This window comes from Rhodanobacter denitrificans (genome assembly GCF_003335105.1).
Lineage (GTDB): Bacteria > Pseudomonadota > Gammaproteobacteria > Xanthomonadales > Rhodanobacteraceae > Rhodanobacter > Rhodanobacter denitrificans_A.
Genome location: NZ_QFWQ01000008.1, coordinates 113,825 through 131,320, shown reverse-complemented (window position 1 = coordinate 131,320; position 17,496 = coordinate 113,825). Strand labels below are relative to the sequence as shown.

The following is a 17,496-nucleotide window of genomic DNA, read 5'->3' as shown; positions in this document are numbered from 1 at the left end:
GCCGTGGTCGCGGTGATCAAGCCGGTGATCCAGGTGCGCGCCATGCGCATGGAAGACCTCGATACGGTCAGCGCGCTGGAGAAAGCCTCCTACGAATTTCCATGGTCGCCGGGCATCTTCGGCGATTGCGTGAAGGCCGGGCATCCATGCTGGGTACTGTGCGTGGACGGGGCGGTTGCGGGCTATGGCATCCTCTCGATGGGCGCCGGCGAGGCGCACGTGCTGAACCTCTGCGTCGGGCCGGACTGGCGCGGCCGCGGCCTGGGCCGGCATCTGCTGGGCCGGCTGCTGGATATCGCGCGTTGGAACGGCGCCGAGCGGATCTTCCTCGAGGTGCGCCCGTCGAACCCGCTGGCGAAAGCGCTGTACGAGTCGGTGGGTTTCCATGAGATCGGCCGCCGGCCGCGGTATTACCCCGCGCGCCATGGTCGCGAGGATGCGATCGTCATGGCACTGGAGCCACCGGTGGGCTGACCCGGGCATGGCTCGGATGCTGTCACGCCGTTCGCGCGGATGAGGCTTCGACGGGTGTTAGCATGCCGCCTCGTTCAGGCGAAGGGTTCCAGCCAGTGCAAGGGCAGTTTTCGACCGATTGGTTTCACCACAACATTCCGCATTGGGAGCGGTGGCTCGCTTCGCTGCGCGGCAAGTCCGGCTTGCGTGCGCTGGAGATCGGCAGCTTCGAGGGGCGTTCGACCGTCTGGCTGTGCGAGAACATACTGACTGCCGCGGACAGCTCGATCGATTGCGTGGATTTCTTCCAGGTTGATCCGGTCTATGGCGACTACCACGCGCGCTTTCGTGCCAACACGGCGGCTTGGCGCGAGCGGATCCGGGAGTTTCCGGGACCAAGCTTTGATTCACTGCGGCGTGTCGAAGGCCCCTACGACATCGTCTACATCGACGGGTGGCACTCTGCCTTCGGCGCACTCGCTGACGGCGTCATGGCGTGGCCGCTGCTGAAGGTCGGTGGCGTGATGATCTTCGACGACTACCTGTGGGTGCCGCCGAAGCTGGGGCCGCCACCGCGCCCAGGCTGGTTGGCGCGCAAGTGGCTGCGCTGGTCGGGTCGCCAGTGGCGGACCGAGGCACTGAAGAAGCAGATCGAGAGCGTCAAGACCGAAACGCCCAAGCTCGGCGTGGACGGATTGCTGACCACGCTTGACGGCTATTACGAGTTGCTGGGCATCAGCAACCAGCTGGCCGTGCGCAAGACGCGCGACTTCTCGCCGGGGCAGGTCGGCCACGATACCTGAGGTCCGGGCTGGCGGCTGGAAACAATCCGTTGCACCGCCTGCGCGTTACCAAGCGGCAGCAACGCGGCCGGTTGCCTGCTCAGCCCAGCTTCTGCGCCTGCTCGCGCAGCGCGCCCAGCGTGGTGTTCCAGTCGTTGATGCGCTGACGTTCCTGCGCCACCACCTCGGCCGGTGCGTTGGCGACGAAGCTGGCGTTGCCGAGCTTGCCCTCGCACTTCTTGATCTCGACTTCGATGCGGCCGATTTCCTTGGCCAGGCGCGCCTTCTCGGCGGCGAGGTCGATCAACCCGGCCAGCGGGATCAGCACGCGCAGCGTGCCGACCACGGCGGCGGCCGCGGCGGGTTCGTCGGCACCGGCCCCGATCCACTGCGGCGCTTCGGTGCGGGCGAGGAAGGCGATCTGCGTGGCGAACTTCGCCACCCGCGTACGATCGCCGCTGTCGCCGTCGGCGAGCAGCAGCGGGATCGCCTTGCCGGGTGGGATGTTCATTTCCGAGCGGATCCGGCGGATGCCGGATAGCACGGCCTTGAACCACTCGATCTCGGCGGTGGCCGTGTCGTCGGCCACGTAATCGTTCGGGCGCGGGTAGTTGCATTCAAGGATGAGCGGCTCTTTCGAAGAGTCCGGCATGGACGCCGGTCTGTTCTTTGCGCTCAGGGAGGAGCGCACAGGCAACTCCCGCCAGATTTCTTCGGTGATGAACGGAATCACCGGGTGCAACGCGCGCAGCACGCTTTCTAGCACGACCAGCAGCGTATGGCGTGTCGATGCAGCGGCCGCGGCGTCATCACCATTGAGTGCCGGTTTCGACAGCTCGAGGAACCAGTCGCAGTATTCGTTCCACACGAACTCGTACAGCGCCTGCGCCAGTTGATCGAAACGGTAGCTGACGAAGTGCTGCTCGACGTAATCGAGCGTGTACTTGAGGCGCGTGATGATCCAGCGTTCGGCTTCGGTGACCGGACCATCTACGGGTGCTGCAATTTCGCCTTCGGGCAGGTTCATCAGCACGAACCGCGCCGCGTTCCACAGCTTGTTGCAGAACGCCTTGTAGCCCTCGGCGCGCTTGATGTCGAAGTTGATGGTGCGGCTATAGCTGGCCAGCGCGGCGAAGGTGAAGCGCAGTGCATCGGTGCCGATCGCTGGAATGCCGTCGGGGTAATCCTTGCGGATGCGCTTCTCGACCTTGGCGCGCACCTGCGGGATCAGCAGCGACCTGGTGGATTTCTCCACCAGCGGTTCCAGCGCGATGCCGTCGATCAGGTCCAGCGGGTCCAGCGTGTTGCCCTTGGACTTGGACATCTTCTGGCCTTCCGCATCGCGCACGATGGCGTTGATGTAGACCTCGCGGAACGGAATCTGGCCGGTGAAGTATTTGGTCGCCATTACCATCCGCGCGACCCAGAAAAAGATGATGTCGAAGCCGGTGACCAGCACCGCGCTCGGCAGGAAGATCTTGTCCTGCTCCCAGTTCGCCACGACCTCGCCGCGCTCGTTCTGCACCGGGCCGTCGGCCGGCCAGCCTAGCGTGGAGAACGGCCACAGCGCCGAACTGAACCAGGTGTCCAGCACGTCGTCGTCCTGGCGCAGCGTGCCGACCGGGGCGACGCTGGCGCTGGCGCGTGCGTCGGCTTCGTCTTCGCCCACGAAGATGTTGCCGGCCTCGTCATACCAGGCCGGGATGCGATGGCCCCACCACAGCTGGCGGCTGATGCACCAGTCCTGGATGTTGTCCAGCCACTGCGTGTAGGTGGTGCTCCAGTTCTCCGGCACGAACTTGATTTCGCCGCTGCGCACCGCGTCCAGCGCCGGCTCGGTGATTGCCTTGCGGCCGCCGGGACGTCCATCCGTCTGCACGTCCGAAGTCAGGTCGACGAACCACTGGTCGGTCAGCATCGGCTCGATCACCGCGTCCGAACGCTGGCTCACCGGCACCTGCAGCTTGTGCGGCTTGGTCTCGACCAGCAGGCCGAGTGCTTCGAGATCGACCAGCACGGCCTTGCGCGCGTCGTAGCGGTCGAGGCCGCGGTATTTCTCCGGTGCGTTGTCGTTGACCTTCGCGCCCAGCGTGAAGATGGTGATCGGCGGCAATTTGTGCCGCTGGCCGATCGCGTAGTCGTTGAAGTCGTGCGCCGGGGTGATCTTCACGCAACCGGTGCCGAAGTCCTTGTCGACGTAGTCGTCGGCGATCACCGGAATCTCGCGACCGGTCAGGGGCAGCCTCAGCGTCTTGCCGACCAGGTGCGCGTAGCGCTCGTCTTCCGGATGCACCGCCACGGCGACGTCGCCCAGCATGGTCTCGGGGCGGGTGGTGGCGACCACCAGGCTTTCGTCGCTGCCCGCGACCGGGTAGCGGATCGACCACATGTGGCCGTCGCGCTCGACGTTGTTCACCTCGAGATCGGAGACGGCAGTGCCCAGCAGCGGGTCCCAGTTCACCAGCCGGTTGCCGCGGTAGATCAACCCGGCGCGATACCAGTCGATGAACACCTTGCGCACCGCGGCCGAGAGTCCCTCATCCATGGTGAAGCGCTCGCGCGACCAGTCCGCCGCGGCGCCGATGCGGCGCATCTGGTTGGTGATGGTGGAGCCGGATTCCTCCTTCCACGTCCACACGCGTTCGATGAACGCATCGCGGCCCAGGTCGTGCCTGGTCTTCTCCTCGACCGCGAGCTGGTTCTCGACGATCTTCTGGGTGGCGATGCCGGCATGGTCGGTACCGACCTGCCACAGCGTGTTGAAGCCGCGCATGCGGTGATAGCGCACCAGCATGTCCATCACCGTTTGCTGGAACGCATGCCCCATGTGCAGCGTGCCGGTGACGTTCGGCGGCGGCAGCAGGATGCAATACGGCTCGCCCTTGCCCGACGGCTGGAACGCGCCGCTGGCTTCCCAGCGCTCGTACCACTTCGACTCGATCTGGGCGGGTTCGAAACTCTTTTCCATGGGGACTCGCGATGGCGCACTGCAGGGCGCGCGCATATGGTGTAAAGCAGCCATTGTACGGGCGCAGGCCGGATGGCCCAAGCGGCCGCCGTTCACCCCGGCAGGGCAATGGACAAGAGCGTTACAGCAAGTCGATCCCGAACCGTCGCACCAGCAGCGCAAACAGCCAGAAGCACGCTACGGTGATCAGCGCGCAGGCGAGCAGGGTCGGCCAGAAGCCGAGGCGCGGCAGCAGTACGGGGAAGGCCAGGAACATGGGCAGCGTCGGCACCACGTACCAGAACGTGTACCAGGCGTGGTTGGCGATCTTCACCTGCGGCTGGCGCTCCACGTACAGCCAGATCAGCGCAAGCACGGTGACCAGCGGCAGCGCGGCGATCAGGCCTCCGAGGCGATCACTGCGCTTGGCGACTTCGGAGACGAGCACGACGACGGCCGCGGTGACCAGGTATTTGGTGACGAGCCATCCCATCGGTTCACTCCTTCGCGCATTGCTCAACTGCCGCGCAGGGTACGACCGTACGCATGCACCTCGTCGACCAGCACCTTCACATGCTCCGGATCCACTTCCGGCGTGATGCCGTGGCCGAGGTTGAACACGTGGCCGGGGTGGTTGCCGTAGCTGGCCAGCACGGCGCGGGCCTCGCGGCGGATCACTTCCGGGCTGGCGCGCATCACGGCGGGGTCGAGGTTGCCCTGCAGGGCAACCTTGCCGGCGACGGCGCGGCGGGCGTCGGCGAGGTCCATCGTCCAGTCGACGCCGAGCGCGGCGCAGCCGCTGTCGGCCATCTCGGCCAGGTGCATGCCGGCGCCCTTGGAGAACAGGATCACCGGCAGCTCGCGCGAAGCGGCATTGGCTTTCAGAGCGGCCACGATCTGCACCAAGTAGCGCAGCGAGAACTCGCGGAATGGCGCGGGACCGAGCAGGCCGCCCCAGGTGTCGAAGATCATCAGCGCCTGCGCGCCGGCTTCGGCCTGGGCGACCAGGTAGGCGGCGACGGCGCGGGCCAGCGTGTCGAGCAGCTGGTGGGCGAGCTTCGGCTCGTTCCAGCACATCGCCTTCAGCGTGGCGAAGTCGCGCGAGCCGGTGCCCTCGACCATGTAGCAGGCCAGCGTCCACGGGCTGCCGGAGAAGCCGATCAGCGGCACGCGGCCATGCAGTTCCCGGCGGATCAGGCGCACCGCGTCCATCACGTAGCGCAGCTCGCCGTCCATGTCGGGCACGGCGAGTTTCGCGATGTCGGCCGCCGTGCGTAGCGGGCGGGCGAACTGCGGGCCCTCGCCGTGGGCGAACGACAGGCCCAGGCCCATCGCGTCGGGGATGGTGAGGATGTCGGAGAACAGGATCGCCGCGTCGAGATCGAAGCGCTCCAGCGGCTGCAGGGTCACCTCGCAGGCGAACCCGGGGTTCTGTGCCAGGCCCATGAAGCTGCCGGCGCGCTCGCGGGTGGCACGGTACTCCGGCAGGTAGCGGCCGGCCTGGCGCATCACCCAGATCGGCGTGGTGTCGGTGGGTTCGCGGCGAAGTGCACGCAGGAAGCGGTCGTTCTTCAACACATCGGTCATTTCGATCAGCGTCCGTACGGGCCTTCCAGCCCCTGGGCAAACATCAGGCGGAAGCCGCGCTTGAGCTGGGCATCGCGGGCTTTCTCGAAGGCGGCGACCGCCTCGTCGCGCTCCAGGAACTGCTCGCGCTTCATGGTGGCGCGGCCGCCCTGGATGCCGGATTCGCGGTACAGCGTCCAGCCGCCGAGCAGGTCCTGCTCCAGCGTGATCTGGACGTAGCGGGGTGCTTCGGCGGCGCCGGGCACGGTTTGCAGGTAGAGGCGCATGGATTCCAGGGATGCCGCACGAACAGGCGCGTAGCCGGACGCCACAGTTTATAGGATTTGCACGATTGCACCCGTTGCACGGGCGGGGCACGTCGTCACACGCCACGGCGGTGCGCGCTATGAACGGCTTTTGTAGAGCGGACACTGTCCGCCGGGTTTCGATTCGCCGCCATGTTCCGGCAAGTGCGGCGGCCCGTGCCCGCCCTACGGCGCTGAGGTGGCTTCGGTCAGCACGGCCAGCACGTCGGCCTCGTTCACGCCGGCGACGATTTCCGCGCGGCCGATGCCGCGCCACAGGATCAGCCGCAGCGTGCCGGCGATGTTCTTCTTGTCCAGCCGCATCAGCGCCAGCAGCTGCTGCGGATCCATCCCGGACGGGATCGCCACCGGCAGGCCGAGGGTTTCCAGCAGGCGCTGCAGGCGGGTGGTGGCGGCCGCGTCGCTCATGTCCAGCCGCTCGGACAGCCGGGCGGCCAGCAGCATGCCGATCGCCACGCCCTCGCCATGCAGCAGGGTGGTGTAGTGGCCGGCGGTTTCCAGCGCGTGGCCGAAGGTGTGACCCAGGTTGAGCAGGGCGCGTTCGCCCTGTTCGGTCTCGTCGCGGGCGACTACGCCGGCCTTGTACCGAACCTTGCGCGCGATCGCTTCCATCACGGTGGCGGGATCACGCGCGGCGAGCGCGGCGGCATGCTGTTCCAGCCAGGCGAAAAACGGTTCGTCGCCAATCGCGGCACCCTTGATCACCTCGGCCAGGCCGGCGTGGAATTCGCGACCGGGCAGGGTGGCCAGGGTGTCGACGTCGGCCACCACCGCACGCGGCTGGTGGAACGCGCCGGCGAGGTTCTTGCCGACCGGCAGGTTGACGCCAGTCTTGCCGCCGACCGAGGAATCGACCATCGCCAGCAGGGTGGTCGGCATCTGGATGAAGTCGATGCCGCGCATCCAGCAGGCCGCGCTGAAGCCGGCCAGGTCACCGACCACGCCACCGCCCAGCGCGATCACACAGGCGTCGCGGGTGGCGCCGAGTTCGCCCAGCGCTTCCAGCGCGCGGCCGACGTTGGCGAAGCTCTTGTGCGCCTCGCCGTCGTCGAGAAGGAACGTCGACCAGCGCAGTCCGTCCAGGCCTGCCTCGATGCATGGCAGGTACAGCGGCGCCACCGTGGTATTGCTGACCACCAGCGCGTGCCGGCCGCGCAGCATGGCGCGCCAGCGTGCCTGCTCGCCGAGCAGGCCGGCGCCGATCCAGACCGGATAGCTGCGTGAGCCGAGGGCAACGGTGATCGTCTGGAATGCGGGGTCGTTCATGCGGTCTGCCTGGGTCATGCGTAGGGGCGCTGCCAATGATGGTCGATCAGCGCGATGCAGCGCTCGCTGGCGGCGACGACGCCGCCGTGTTCGCCGGGCACCGCGAGGTCGGCGAGTTCGCGGTAGATCGGTTCGCGCACCTGCGCCATCGCCTGCAGCCGTTCAGGACGGTCGGCTCCGGCCAGCAGCGGACGGCGGTGGTCGCGCTCCAGCCGTTCCAGTTGCTGCTCGATGGTAGTCTGCAGCCACACCACGTAGCCGCGGCCGGCCAGGTGCCGACGGTTGGGCTCGGCCAGCACTGCCCCGGCGCCGGTGGCCAGCAGCACGCCGGGACGACGGCTGCATTCGTCCAGCAGCGCGCTTTCGCGCTGGCGGAAACCGGCCTCGCCCTCGATCGCGAACACCGTGTTCACATCCACGCCGCAATGGTGTTCGATCTCCTGGTCGAGATCGACGAAGCTCAGGCCATAATGTGCGGCAAGCCGTCGCCCGATCGAGGTCTTGCCGGCACCCGTGGGGCCGATGAGGAACAGGTTGTGCGACGGGTTCATGGGCAAATGCTATCAGGGCGGATCGGCCCGGGCAGGGCAACGGGAGGGCAGTCGTGAGCGAACGTATCCTGCTGGCCGGGTGCGGTGACCTGGGCGAACGCGTGGCGCAGCGCCTGCGCGCGCGCGGCGACGAGGTGTGGGCGCTGCGGCGCCAGCCGCCGGCGCACGGCAGCCATGGCATCCACTGGTTGCGTGGCGACCTGACCGATCCGGCCAGCCTGCCGGCACTGCCGGCGGGCATCACCCGGCTGGTCTACCTGCCGGCGCCGGCGACGCGCGACAAGGCGGCGTACCGCGCGATCTTCGTCGATGGCCTGCGCCATCTGCTCGATGCACTCGATACCCGCACGTTGGCGCGGCTGCTGTTCGTCTCCTCCAGCGCCGTGCACGGCGAGCACGATGGCGACTGGGTCGACGAGGCCACCCCGACCGACCCGCCGGGGTTCAATGGTGCGGTGCTGCTCGAGGCCGAGCAATGGCTGGCGCAGCAGCCGTTGCCGTCGACCGTGCTGCGGCTGGCCGGGCTGTACGGCCCGGGCCGGCTGCAGCTGGTCGAGCGCCTGCGCGCCGGGCAGCTGCGGGTGCCCCGCGAGACGCCGCACTGGGCCAACCGGATCCATGTCGACGACGCCGCCGCGGCGATCGTGCACCTGCTGGGACTGAAGTCGCCGCAGCCGCTGTACCTCGGCGTCGACGACACGCCGATGCCACTCGACGAGTTGTACGATTTTCTCGCCGGACTGGTCGACGCGCCGCTGCCTGCGGAAGGCGCCGCGCCAGCCGGCGTGGGCAGCAAGAGGCTCAGCAATGCCCGCTTGCGCGCCAGCGGCTGGGTACCGCAGTGGCCCGATGCGCGCGAAGGCTACGCCGCCCTGCTCGACAACTGAATCGTCCCTCACGGAGAACCGCCATGGCCCGCACCATTCCCCATCACCAGGTGAGCACCGGCAACGACATCCCCGGCTGTCGCATCGTGCGCTCGTTCGGCATCGTGCGCGGCATCACGGTGCGTTCGCGCAGCGTGGTCGGCAATCTCGGCGCGGCGTTGCAGACCATCGTCGGCGGCAACATCTCGATCTACACCGAGCTGTGCGAGAAGGCGCGCGAGGAAGCGTTCGAGCTGATGCTGCAGCATGCCGCCGCGATGGGCGCGAACGGCGTGGTGGCGATGCGCTACGACGCGAACGACGTGGCCCAGGGCGTTACCGAAGTGCTGGCCTATGGCACGGCGGTGCAGGTGGAAACGTCAACGTGAGGTGATTTTGCAGTGCGGCTTGTCCGCGGCCGCCGCCACGGACCAGACTCGGGCTTCAGGCGGGGGAGCGCAGCGTGCCGCACGCACGATTCCACGGGAGATTGACGCCATGTCGGTAGCCAAGGTCATCGAAATCAACGCCTCGTCCAGCAAGGGCATGGAGGATGCCGTGAAGCACGGCCTGAAGAAGGCGGCCGAGTCGGTGAAGAACATCAAGGGCGCCTGGGTCAACGAGATCAAGGTGGTGACGAAGGACGACGGCACGGTCGCCGAGTGGCGCGTCAACATGAAGGTCAACTTCGTGGTCGATTGAGCTGCGCATGCCGGAATCCGGGTCGGGGCGGCGCCATGCTTCCCCGACTCCTGATTCAACCGTGGCTGAGCCCGGTCACGTGGCGTTCGTCGTCGTATTCCACCACGGTATCGGCCAGCGCCGGCAGGGTCGCCAGCGCATGCCGGCTGAGCCGTTCGAAGTGCGCCAGGAAGCGCTGCAGCGCGGCTTCGTCCATCGCCAGTGGCGCATGCCGGGCCTGCAGCTCCTGTTCCTGCTCGCCGCGCCAGCGGCGCACGATCTCCCAGCCTGGTGCCTGCAGCACGATCAGCGCGTCGAACTTGCGCCATAGCGGCTGGTAGCCGCGTAGCTGCTTGTTGACCCAGTGCCGCCAGCTGCCGTCAGGGTCCTCGATACGTTCCAGTTCGTTCACCGGCCGCGTCAGCGCGGACTGCAGCTGTGGGCGGATGCCCAGTGCCCAGCCTTCCACGATCACCAGCTTCGGCGGCCGCGTGGTGCGCGGCCAGCGCGACGGCGGGAAGCGGGTGTCGCGGCCCTTGTCGAAGCGCGGGTGCGACACCGGCAGCTTGTCCGAGGCGTGCGGCAGGGCGGCCAGCACCGACATCAGCAGCTCGATCTCGTGGGTGCCGGGCACGCCGCGGCTGCGCAGCAGCGGATGCACGTCGCGGGCCAGCGCCTCGCGGTCGCTGCGGGCGTAGTAGAAGTCGTCCAGCGAAAGCACTTCGGCGGGCCAGCCGCGGGCCTCGGCCGCGGCCTTCATCACCCGCGCCAGGGTGCTCTTGCCGCTGCCCTGCAGGCCGGACAATCCGAGGATGTAGGGGCGGCGCGAACGGGCGATGCGCCCGGCGTACTGGTCGAGAAGATGGCCGGCGAGGGCCTCGTTCTGCATGTCGGCGTGGGACGTCATCCGCAAGACACCATGGTTCCGGAAGGGGTGTCGGCCATCGGCAGACCGTGGCGGGGGAGTATCCCGCAAACCGGGGCGTCACGGCCGCCTTCACGCGTGATGGTGGAAGATGGCGTCGTCGTCCGCGCCTTCGTGGTACTGGATCGGTGGTGCATTGCACTATCATTGGGCGGATTCATCCGCACCATGATCGCGCGTGTCAGCCGCGATGCAAAAGGAAAGTTTCAGACGCCATGCTCAAATCCGAGATCCTCGATACTTTCCTCAAGCTGCTGGACGAGGCCAGGGCCAGCGGTGACCGCGAGCCAACGGCGATGAACCTGGCCACCGTGGACGGTTCCGGCCGGGTCGCCTCGCGCATCGTGCTGCTGAAGGAAGCCGACGAGCGCGGTTTCCGCTTCTACACCAATTACGAGAGCGACAAGGGCGGCCAGCTCGAGGCGCATCCGCAGGTGGCATTGTGCTTCCACTGGAAGCAGCTGCGCGAGGGCGTGCAGGTGCGTGCCGAGGGCGTGGCGCGCAAGCTGCTGGCGGAGGAGTCGGATGCCTACTTCGCCAGTCGTCCGCGCCCGAGCCAGATCGGCGCCTGGGCCTCGCTGCAGTCGCAGACCCTGCCGGACCGCACCACCTTCGAGCAGCGCGTGGCGCGCTACGAGCAGCAGTTCGAGGGCCACGAGGTGACCCGGCCGCCGCACTGGGGTGGCTACGTGGTCGAGCCGGACATGGTCGAATTCTGGTACGGCGCCGAGTTCCGCCTGCACGAGCGCGTGCGTTGGGACCGGCACGGCCAGACCTGGACCAGCCGGTTGCTCTACCCGTGACCAGGGCGCTGCCCGCGGAGCATGTGGCGCAGGGCGGCTTCACCGTGCACACGCGCGGGCGCGGTTTCAGCGAGATCACCGCGCAGGTCGGCGACGCGGTGGCGGCCAGCCACGTGCAGACCGGTATCGCGCAGGTGTTCACCGCGCACACCAGTTGCTCGCTGCTGATCAGCGAGAATGCGGACCCCGCCGTGCGCAACGATCTCGAACGCTGGTTCGGCCGTGCCGTGCCGGACGGCGACGCGATCTTCCAGCACGATGCGGAAGGTCCGGACGACATGCCGGCGCACGTCCGCTCGATCCTCACCGGGGTCAGCCTCACCGTGCCGGTGCATGGGGGCAAGCCGATGCTGGGCACCTGGCAGGGCATCTATCTGTGGGAACACCGCCTCGACGCGCATCAGCGCAAGGTGGTGGTGACGGTGCTGGGGAGCTGAACGGGTGACCGATCGCGACCGGCCTCCCTCCGCCCGGCCTGACCATTTCCCGCAACGCATCGTCTGCCTCACCGAGGAGCCGACCGAGGTGCTGTATGCGCTCGGCGAGGAGCGGCGCATCGTCGGCATCTCCGGCTTCACCGTGCGGCCGCCGCGCGCGCGCAGGGAGAAGCCGAAGGTCTCCGCCTTCACCAGCGCGAAGATCGGCGAGATCCTGAAACTTGAACCGGACCTGGCGATCGGCTTCTCCGACATCCAGGCCGACATCGCGCGCGAGCTGGTCAAGGCCGGCGTCGAGGTGTGGATCAGCAACCACCGCAGCGTCGACGGAATCCTCGCCTACATCCGCCGGCTCGGCGCGATGGTCGGCGCGCATGAGCAGGCCGAGGCGTATGCGCAGCGCGCGGAGCGGCACCTCGCGGCGGTGCGCGCCGCCGCCGCGCAGTTGCCGCAGCGGCCCAAGGTGTACTTCGAGGAATGGGACGAGCCGATCATCACCGGCATCCGCTGGGTCGCCGAGATCATCGGTATCGCCGGCGGCGACGACTGCTTCCCCGAACTCGCGCGCGAGCCGCTGGCGAAGCAGCGCATCCTGCCGAACGGCGACGAGGTGGTGCGGCGCGCGCCGGATATCATCCTCGGCTCCTGGTGCGGCAAGCGTTTTCGCCCGGAGAAAGTGGCGGCCCGCCCCGGTTGGGCAGCGATCCCCGCGGTGCGCGACGGCGAGCTGCACGAGATCAAGTCACCGATCATCCTGCAGCCGGGGCCGGCGGCGCTGTTCGACGGGTTGGACGAGATCCATCGGATCATCGCCGCGTGGGCGCTGCGCTGAGCTTTCCCGCTTTCCGGTTGTGGCAGGAGCGCACCCTGTCCGCAAGGGACTTCCTTCGGTCGTGCGCGATGCTCTTGCTCTTGCCGCATTCAGAGCGAAAAGCAGGCAAGAGCTTTCGTGCGCCTTCGGCGCGCGAGTTACTTTCTCTTTGCGTGCTCAAAGAGAAAGTAACCAAAGAGAAAGAGCACCCCGCTTGGCGCTTGCCGCCCATCCATGGGCGGCAAGTCCGTGAGTCGGGGCCGGGCTTTTCGAGCGGGCTCCTGCCCGCGCGAAAAGGCGTTGCCATCCTTGGCAACGCCCGCTGCGCGGCCTGTCGCCCCCGACTCACCGCCGCACAGGGGCCCCGGGTAAAGCTGCGGGCCCTCCTGGCCCGCACTCGGTGATGAAGCTGAAGAGCAGAAGCCGCGGCAAAGCATCGCTTTGCCGCGGCTTCTGCTCTCGCTCTTGATCTGGCTCTTCTGAAAAGTGCGCGCAGGATGCGCGCTGCTCTATCCGGGGTCCCCTCTGCAGCGGCGGGCGGGCGAAGGAAAGCCCGCAGGGTGGACGGCATGGATGCCGGCCAGTTTGTCGTCAGGGCAGGATGCCCTGTCGACAAACCCCGTAGCCCGCACGCGGACTTTCCGGGCAGGCGAGGGCATGGATGCCCGAGTTGAGGCCACGCAGGAGCAGTTGCCCGATGCCCGGAAAGCGCGGAAGCGGGGTGCCCCTCTCTTTGGTTACTTTCTCTCGGGCAAGCGAGAGAAAGTGACTCGCCCTCCGAAGGAGGACGAAAGCTTTTGCTTCAGAGCTCTTGCTTCACGAACGATCAAGCGCCACCACGAGAGAGAGAAAACTCAAGTGCCTAGCGCCAACCGCGCCCCCAGATCCAGCAACGGCGCCGCCACCAGCAAACGGGCAAGCAGCAGTGCGATCATCACCGCCATCGGAGCGAAGTCCATCTGGCCGACGATCAGCCTGCCGTGCAGCGGGCGCAGCAGCGGGGCGACGATGCTGCCGGCGAGCTGCAGCAGGGGATGGCGGCGGTCCACCGCGAACATGCTCAGCAGCGACCAGCCGAAGATCAGCACCAGGTAGAACAGCAGCACGAAGTCGAGCAGCTCGGCCAGCGCCAGCACGATCAGGCCGAACGGGTGCGGCACCGCGCCGAGCAGGGCGAACAGCAGCAGGCGCTTGAGCAGCATCGCCAGCCATGCCAGCAGCAGGGCGGCCAGGTTGATCCGGCGCCAGTTCGGCAGCACGCGACGGATCGGTGCCAGCACCGGGTTGGTGGTGCGGTAGACGAACTGGCTCAGCGGGTTGTGAAAATCGGCGCGGCAGGCTTCGGCGGCCACGCGCAGCAGCAGCAGGGTGACGACGGCGTCGAACGCCAGGTCGATCAGCATGGACAGCGCATTCAACAGGTAGCTCACGGCAGTTTGTCCAGTTCGGCGGCGAGTTCCACACCGCGCCGGGTGGCGGCGGCGACGGCGCGGGCGACGATGTGCGGCAGGCCGTCGGCGCCGAAGCTCTCCAGCGCGGCCTGGGTGGTGCCGTTGGGCGAGGTGACGCGCTGGCGCAACACCGCCGGGTCCTCGCCGCCTTCGACCAGCATGCGGCCGGCGCCGAAACAGGTCTGCGCGGCGAGTGCGCGGGCGGTGTCGCGCGGCAGGCCCTGCGCCACCGCGGCGGCTTCCAGGGCTTCGACCAGGGCGAAGAAGTACGCCGGGCCGGAGCCGGACAGCGCGGTGACCGTATCCATCAGTGCCTCGTCGTCGATCCAGCGGGTGATCCCGGCGGCATCCAGAATGTGCTGCGCCTGTGCCTTCTGCGCGGGGCTGACCCGGCTGTTCGCGCACAGGCCGGTGGCGCCGGCGCCGATCAGCGCCGGCGTGTTCGGCATGCAGCGCACGATGGGCAGGCCGTTGCCGAACCAGCGCTCCAACTGGTCCAGCCGCACGCCGGCGGCGATCGAGATCAGCAGCGGCCGGTTGCGCTGCAGGATGTCGCGCAGGTCGGCGTGGATCGCCGGCATCACCTGCGGCTTCACCGCCAGCAGGATGACCTCGGCGTCCGCCACGGCCAGCCGGTTTTCGGCGTAGCAGGCGATGCCGAATTCGCGGCCCAGCGCCTGGCGCGCCTCGGCCAGCGGCTCGGCCACGCTGAGGGTGGCCGGCGCCACGCCGGTTTTCAGCAGGCCGCCGATCAGGCTGCGCGCCATGTTGCCGCCGCCGATGAAGGCTAGTCGTGTCATGCAGGGCTCCTCGTCCCATCCAGGTCGCTTACCTTACCGGAGCCGGCGTCGCGGTGAGGGTTTTTGCCGGCCGGTGCGCTTCGACAGGCCGCCGGACGACGTTTTCCCGACTCGCTCCGCAAACCGGGTCGACAGTTTCCATCACCGCACCGGTCAAGACTGGTCGCACGGCCGCTCGCGCGAGTAGTATCGACGCGGCTACAGGGGGATTCGGGCCGTTCGTCCAGGTGGTTCGGTGGTGCCTGCGCCATGCGCTGCGGCACACCACGCCCGCGAAAGTTATCGAAACCCCGGTGTGGTGCGCGAATTCACGCCATCCAGACGATCGGATTGAAGGAAACGACAGATGGACATTGCCGAACTGCTTGCTTTCTCGGTGAAGAACAAGGCCTCGGACCTGCACCTCTCCGCCGGACTGCCGCCGATGATCCGTGTTGACGGCGACGTGCGCCGCATCAACATCCCCGCGCTCGAGCACAAACAGGTGCACTCGCTGGTCTACGACATCATGTCGGACAAGCAGCGGCGCGACTACGAGGAGTTCCTTGAGACCGACTTCTCGTTCGAGATTCCCGGCCTGGCGCGTTTTCGCGTCAACGCATTCACCCAGAACCGCGGTGCCGGCGCGGTGTTCCGCACCATTCCCTCCGAGGTGCTGACCCTGGAGGACCTCGGCGCGCCGCGCGTGTTCAAGGAACTGATCGAGCAGCCGCAGGGCCTGATCCTGGTGACCGGGCCGACCGGCTCGGGCAAGTCGACCACGCTGGCGGCGATGGTCGACCACATCAACAAGAGCGAGTACGGGCACATGCTCACGATCGAGGATCCGATCGAGTTCGTGCACACCTCGCAGAAGTGCCTGGTCAACCAGCGCGAGGTGCACCGCGACACGCACGGCTTCAACGAGGCGCTGCGCTCGGCGTTGCGCGAGGATCCGGACTTCATCCTGGTCGGCGAGTTGCGCGACCTGGAAACCATCCGCCTGGCGCTGACCGCCGCGGAAACCGGCCACCTGGTCTTCGCCACCGTCCACACCAGCTCGGCGGCGAAGACCATCGACCGCATCATCGACGTGTTCCCCGCCGGCGAGAAGCCGATGGTCCGCTCGATGCTGTCCGAGTCGTTGCGCGCGGTGATTTCGCAGTCGCTGCTGAAGAAGGTGGGCGGCGGGCGCATTGCGGCGCACGAAATCATGGTCGGCATCCCGGCCATCCGCAACCTGATCCGCGAGGACAAGGTGGCGCAGATGTATTCGTCGATCCAGACTGGCCAGCAGTTCGGCATGCAGACGCTTGACCAGTGCCTGCAGGACCTGGTCAAGCGTGGCCTGGTGACCCGGCAGGAGGCTTCCAGCTACGCCAAGAACAAGGACGCCTTCAAATGAGTGTCGGGATTCGAGATTCGGGAATCGGGACCGGCGAAAGCCGGGATCGCGTCGCGACTCGATATTCCCACGCTTGCACGAACGGGCAGGTGGTTGGCCGGGAGCGCACTGCGCGGGTCGGCAACTTTGAGGGATCCCGAATCCCGAATCTCGAATCCCGGGGACAAACGCCATGAGCGACTTCGATTTCACCTCCTTCCTGAAACTGATGGTGCACAAGAAGGCGTCCGACCTGTTCATCACCGCCGGCGTGGCGCCGTCGATGAAGGTGCAGGGCCGGGTCGTGCCGATCACGCAGAGCCCGCTCAGCATCCAGCAGGCGCGCGACATGGTGCTCAACGTCATGACGCCGGGCCAGCGCGAGGAGTTCGAGAAGACCCACGAGTGCCAGTTCGCCATCTCCGCGCAAGGCGTGGGCCGCTTCCGCGTATCGTGCTTCTACCAGCGCAATTGCGTCGGCATGGTGCTGCGCCGGATCGAGTCGAAGATCCCCACGATCGAGGAGTTGACGCTGCCGCCGGTGCTCAAGCAGCTGGCGATGACCAAGCGCGGCATCATCGTTTTCGTCGGCGCCACCGGTTCGGGCAAATCGACCTCGCTGGCGGCGATGATCGGCTACCGCAACCAGAACTCGACCGGTCACATCATCACGATCGAGGATCCGATCGAATACGTGCACAAGCACGAGGGCTGCATCATCACCCAGCGCGAGGTCGGCATCGACACCGACAGCTGGGACAACGCGCTGAAGAACACCCTGCGCCAGGCGCCCGACGTGATCATGATCGGCGAGGTGCGCACGCGCGAGGGCATGGACCACGCGATCGCCTTCGCCGAAACCGGCCATCTGGTGCTGTGCACGCTGCACGCGAACAACGCGAACCAGGCGATGGACCGCATCCTCCACTTCTTCCCGGAAGACCGTCGCCAGCAGCTGCTGATGGACCTGTCGCTGAACCTGAAAGGCATCGTGGCGCAGATGCTGATCCCCACCCCCGACGGCAAGGCGCGCCGGGTGGCGGTGGAGATCCTGCTGGGCACGCCGCTGGTGCAGGATTACATCCGTCAGGGCGAGATCCACAAGCTGAAGGAAGTGATGAAGGAATCCACCCTGCTCGGCATGAAGACCTTCGATCAGAGCCTGGTCGAGCTGTACCACGCCGGCGAGATCAGCTACGAGGACGCACTGCGTTACGCCGACAGCTCCAACGAGGTGCGCCTGCGCATCAAGCTGGCGCAGGGTGGCGACGCGCACACCTTGTCGCAGGGGCTGGACGGCGTGGAGCTGGAGGAAACCCGCGACTCGCAGAACTTCAGCAGCAATTTCCTGAACCGCTGAACGCCGCCGCCGCGGCATCGTGAAAAGGCGCCTGCGGGCGCCTTTTCGTTTGGGCGTGGCCGAAAGACGGTCGATGTAAGGAAGGATGGCGTGCCGGAGTCCCTCGGC

The 17,496-nt window shown here is 67.3% G+C and carries 19 protein-coding genes; 10 read left to right on the top strand and 9 right to left on the bottom strand.

Annotated elements, in window-relative coordinates:
• Positions 1-3: 3 nt before the first annotated feature.
• Both rimI and DEO45_RS13665 read left to right on the top strand, forming a co-directional pair.
• Positions 4-474 carry a ribosomal protein S18-alanine N-acetyltransferase gene (gene rimI / locus DEO45_RS13670; protein WP_114344669.1) on the top strand — a complete coding sequence of 157 codons (471 nt, stop codon included), beginning with the start codon at positions 4-6 and terminating at the stop codon, positions 472-474.
• A 62-nt stretch (positions 475-536) separates the two neighbouring features.
• On the top strand, positions 537-1,256 hold the full coding sequence (locus DEO45_RS13665; protein ID WP_223250872.1) for a class I SAM-dependent methyltransferase: 720 nt from the start codon (positions 537-539) through the stop codon (positions 1,254-1,256).
• Between the two features lie 79 nt (positions 1,257-1,335).
• On the opposite strand, the gene DEO45_RS13660 is transcribed toward DEO45_RS13665, so the two are convergent.
• The 6 genes from DEO45_RS13660 to DEO45_RS13635 form a co-directional block, all read right to left on the bottom strand.
• Complete coding sequence (locus tag DEO45_RS13660) at positions 1,336-4,203, bottom strand: valine--tRNA ligase (RefSeq protein WP_114344665.1); 2,868 nt, start codon at positions 4,201-4,203, stop codon at positions 1,336-1,338.
• A gap of 121 nt (positions 4,204-4,324) precedes the next feature.
• The gene (locus DEO45_RS13655) at positions 4,325-4,675 is read right to left on the bottom strand and encodes a DUF3147 family protein (protein ID WP_008435834.1); all 351 of its coding nucleotides are present in this window, start codon (positions 4,673-4,675) and stop codon (positions 4,325-4,327) included.
• A gap of 23 nt (positions 4,676-4,698) precedes the next feature.
• The gene (gene hemE, locus DEO45_RS13650; protein ID WP_114344663.1) at positions 4,699-5,769 is read right to left on the bottom strand and encodes a uroporphyrinogen decarboxylase; all 1,071 of its coding nucleotides are present in this window, start codon (positions 5,767-5,769) and stop codon (positions 4,699-4,701) included.
• 5 nt (positions 5,770-5,774) lie between these two features.
• On the bottom strand, positions 5,775-6,035 hold the full coding sequence (locus DEO45_RS13645) for a WGR domain-containing protein (protein ID WP_114344661.1): 261 nt from the start codon (positions 6,033-6,035) through the stop codon (positions 5,775-5,777).
• 204 nt (positions 6,036-6,239) lie between these two features.
• Complete coding sequence (gene aroB, locus DEO45_RS13640; RefSeq protein WP_114344843.1) at positions 6,240-7,340, bottom strand: 3-dehydroquinate synthase; 1,101 nt, start codon at positions 7,338-7,340, stop codon at positions 6,240-6,242.
• 14 nt (positions 7,341-7,354) lie between these two features.
• The gene (locus DEO45_RS13635; protein ID WP_114344659.1) at positions 7,355-7,891 is read right to left on the bottom strand and encodes a shikimate kinase; all 537 of its coding nucleotides are present in this window, start codon (positions 7,889-7,891) and stop codon (positions 7,355-7,357) included.
• Between the two features lie 53 nt (positions 7,892-7,944).
• On the opposite strand from DEO45_RS13635, the gene DEO45_RS13630 reads away from it, so the two are divergent.
• From DEO45_RS13630 to DEO45_RS13620, 3 genes are all read left to right on the top strand, one after another.
• Positions 7,945-8,778, top strand: coding sequence for an NAD-dependent epimerase/dehydratase family protein (locus tag DEO45_RS13630; protein ID WP_114344657.1), 834 nt, complete (start codon positions 7,945-7,947; stop codon positions 8,776-8,778).
• Between the two features lie 23 nt (positions 8,779-8,801).
• Positions 8,802-9,146, top strand: coding sequence for a YbjQ family protein (locus tag DEO45_RS13625; protein WP_114344655.1), 345 nt, complete (start codon positions 8,802-8,804; stop codon positions 9,144-9,146).
• Between the two features lie 109 nt (positions 9,147-9,255).
• Positions 9,256-9,459: a dodecin family protein gene (locus tag DEO45_RS13620; protein ID WP_114344652.1), complete on the top strand. Its 204-nt coding sequence runs from the start codon at positions 9,256-9,258 to the stop codon at positions 9,457-9,459.
• A gap of 55 nt (positions 9,460-9,514) precedes the next feature.
• On the opposite strand, the gene DEO45_RS13615 is transcribed toward DEO45_RS13620, so the two are convergent.
• Positions 9,515-10,345, bottom strand: a complete 831-nt coding sequence (locus tag DEO45_RS13615; protein WP_114344650.1) for a kinase — start codon at positions 10,343-10,345, stop codon at positions 9,515-9,517.
• Between the two features lie 233 nt (positions 10,346-10,578).
• Between DEO45_RS13615 and pdxH the strand changes: the two genes are divergently transcribed.
• The 3 genes from pdxH to DEO45_RS13600 are packed head-to-tail and all read left to right on the top strand — an operon-like array spanning position 10,579 to position 12,435.
• Positions 10,579-11,166, top strand: coding sequence for a pyridoxamine 5'-phosphate oxidase (gene pdxH, locus DEO45_RS13610; RefSeq protein WP_114344648.1), 588 nt, complete (start codon positions 10,579-10,581; stop codon positions 11,164-11,166).
• Complete coding sequence (locus DEO45_RS13605) at positions 11,163-11,603, top strand: secondary thiamine-phosphate synthase enzyme YjbQ (protein ID WP_114344646.1); 441 nt, start codon at positions 11,163-11,165, stop codon at positions 11,601-11,603. Before pdxH ends, DEO45_RS13605 begins: the two co-directional genes overlap by 4 nt.
• 4 nt (positions 11,604-11,607) lie before the next feature.
• The gene (locus DEO45_RS13600; protein ID WP_114344644.1) at positions 11,608-12,435 is read left to right on the top strand and encodes an ABC transporter substrate-binding protein; all 828 of its coding nucleotides are present in this window, start codon (positions 11,608-11,610) and stop codon (positions 12,433-12,435) included.
• A gap of 833 nt (positions 12,436-13,268) precedes the next feature.
• Here the strand turns inward: DEO45_RS13600 and DEO45_RS13595 are convergent.
• Both DEO45_RS13595 and proC read right to left on the bottom strand, forming a co-directional pair.
• Positions 13,269-13,844: a YggT family protein gene (locus tag DEO45_RS13595; RefSeq protein WP_114344641.1), complete on the bottom strand. Its 576-nt coding sequence runs from the start codon at positions 13,842-13,844 to the stop codon at positions 13,269-13,271.
• Positions 13,841-14,665: a pyrroline-5-carboxylate reductase gene (proC, locus tag DEO45_RS13590; RefSeq protein ID WP_114344639.1), complete on the bottom strand. Its 825-nt coding sequence runs from the start codon at positions 14,663-14,665 to the stop codon at positions 13,841-13,843. The genes DEO45_RS13595 and proC overlap by 4 nt, the downstream gene beginning before the upstream one ends.
• Before the next feature lie 346 nt (positions 14,666-15,011).
• Between proC and DEO45_RS13585 the strand changes: the two genes are divergently transcribed.
• Together DEO45_RS13585 and DEO45_RS13580 are read left to right on the top strand one after the other, a co-directional pair.
• Positions 15,012-16,049 (top strand): type IV pilus twitching motility protein PilT, encoded by a 1,038-nt coding sequence (locus DEO45_RS13585; protein WP_114344637.1) that lies wholly within the window; start codon positions 15,012-15,014, stop codon positions 16,047-16,049.
• Positions 16,050-16,221: 172 nt separating this feature from the next.
• Positions 16,222-17,388 (top strand): PilT/PilU family type 4a pilus ATPase, encoded by a 1,167-nt coding sequence (locus DEO45_RS13580; RefSeq protein ID WP_114344635.1) that lies wholly within the window; start codon positions 16,222-16,224, stop codon positions 17,386-17,388.
• Positions 17,389-17,496: the final 108 nt, after the last annotated feature.

Bases quoted from the DNA above. Each gene is read 5' to 3' on its own strand.
- DEO45_RS13615 (WP_114344650.1), bottom strand. From the start codon at position 10,345: ATGACGTCCCACGCCGACATGCAGAACGAGGCCCTCGCCGGCCATCTT.
- DEO45_RS13655 (WP_008435834.1), bottom strand. From the start codon at position 4,675: ATGGGATGGCTCGTCACCAAATACCTGGTCACCGCGGCCGTCGTCGTG.
- DEO45_RS13625 (WP_114344655.1), top strand. From the start codon at position 8,802: ATGGCCCGCACCATTCCCCATCACCAGGTGAGCACCGGCAACGACATC.
- DEO45_RS13665 (WP_223250872.1), top strand. From the start codon at position 537: ATGCCGCCTCGTTCAGGCGAAGGGTTCCAGCCAGTGCAAGGGCAGTTT.
- hemE (WP_114344663.1), bottom strand. From the start codon at position 5,769: ATGACCGATGTGTTGAAGAACGACCGCTTCCTGCGTGCACTTCGCCGC.
- DEO45_RS13660 (WP_114344665.1), bottom strand. From the start codon at position 4,203: ATGGAAAAGAGTTTCGAACCCGCCCAGATCGAGTCGAAGTGGTACGAG.
- proC (WP_114344639.1), bottom strand. From the start codon at position 14,665: ATGACACGACTAGCCTTCATCGGCGGCGGCAACATGGCGCGCAGCCTG.
- pdxH (WP_114344648.1), top strand. From the start codon at position 10,579: ATGCTCAAATCCGAGATCCTCGATACTTTCCTCAAGCTGCTGGACGAG.
- DEO45_RS13580 (WP_114344635.1), top strand. From the start codon at position 16,222: ATGAGCGACTTCGATTTCACCTCCTTCCTGAAACTGATGGTGCACAAG.
- DEO45_RS13585 (WP_114344637.1), top strand. From the start codon at position 15,012: ATGGACATTGCCGAACTGCTTGCTTTCTCGGTGAAGAACAAGGCCTCG.
- DEO45_RS13645 (WP_114344661.1), bottom strand. From the start codon at position 6,035: ATGCGCCTCTACCTGCAAACCGTGCCCGGCGCCGCCGAAGCACCCCGC.
- aroB (WP_114344843.1), bottom strand. From the start codon at position 7,340: ATGAACGACCCCGCATTCCAGACGATCACCGTTGCCCTCGGCTCACGC.
- DEO45_RS13635 (WP_114344659.1), bottom strand. From the start codon at position 7,891: ATGAACCCGTCGCACAACCTGTTCCTCATCGGCCCCACGGGTGCCGGC.
- DEO45_RS13620 (WP_114344652.1), top strand. From the start codon at position 9,256: ATGTCGGTAGCCAAGGTCATCGAAATCAACGCCTCGTCCAGCAAGGGC.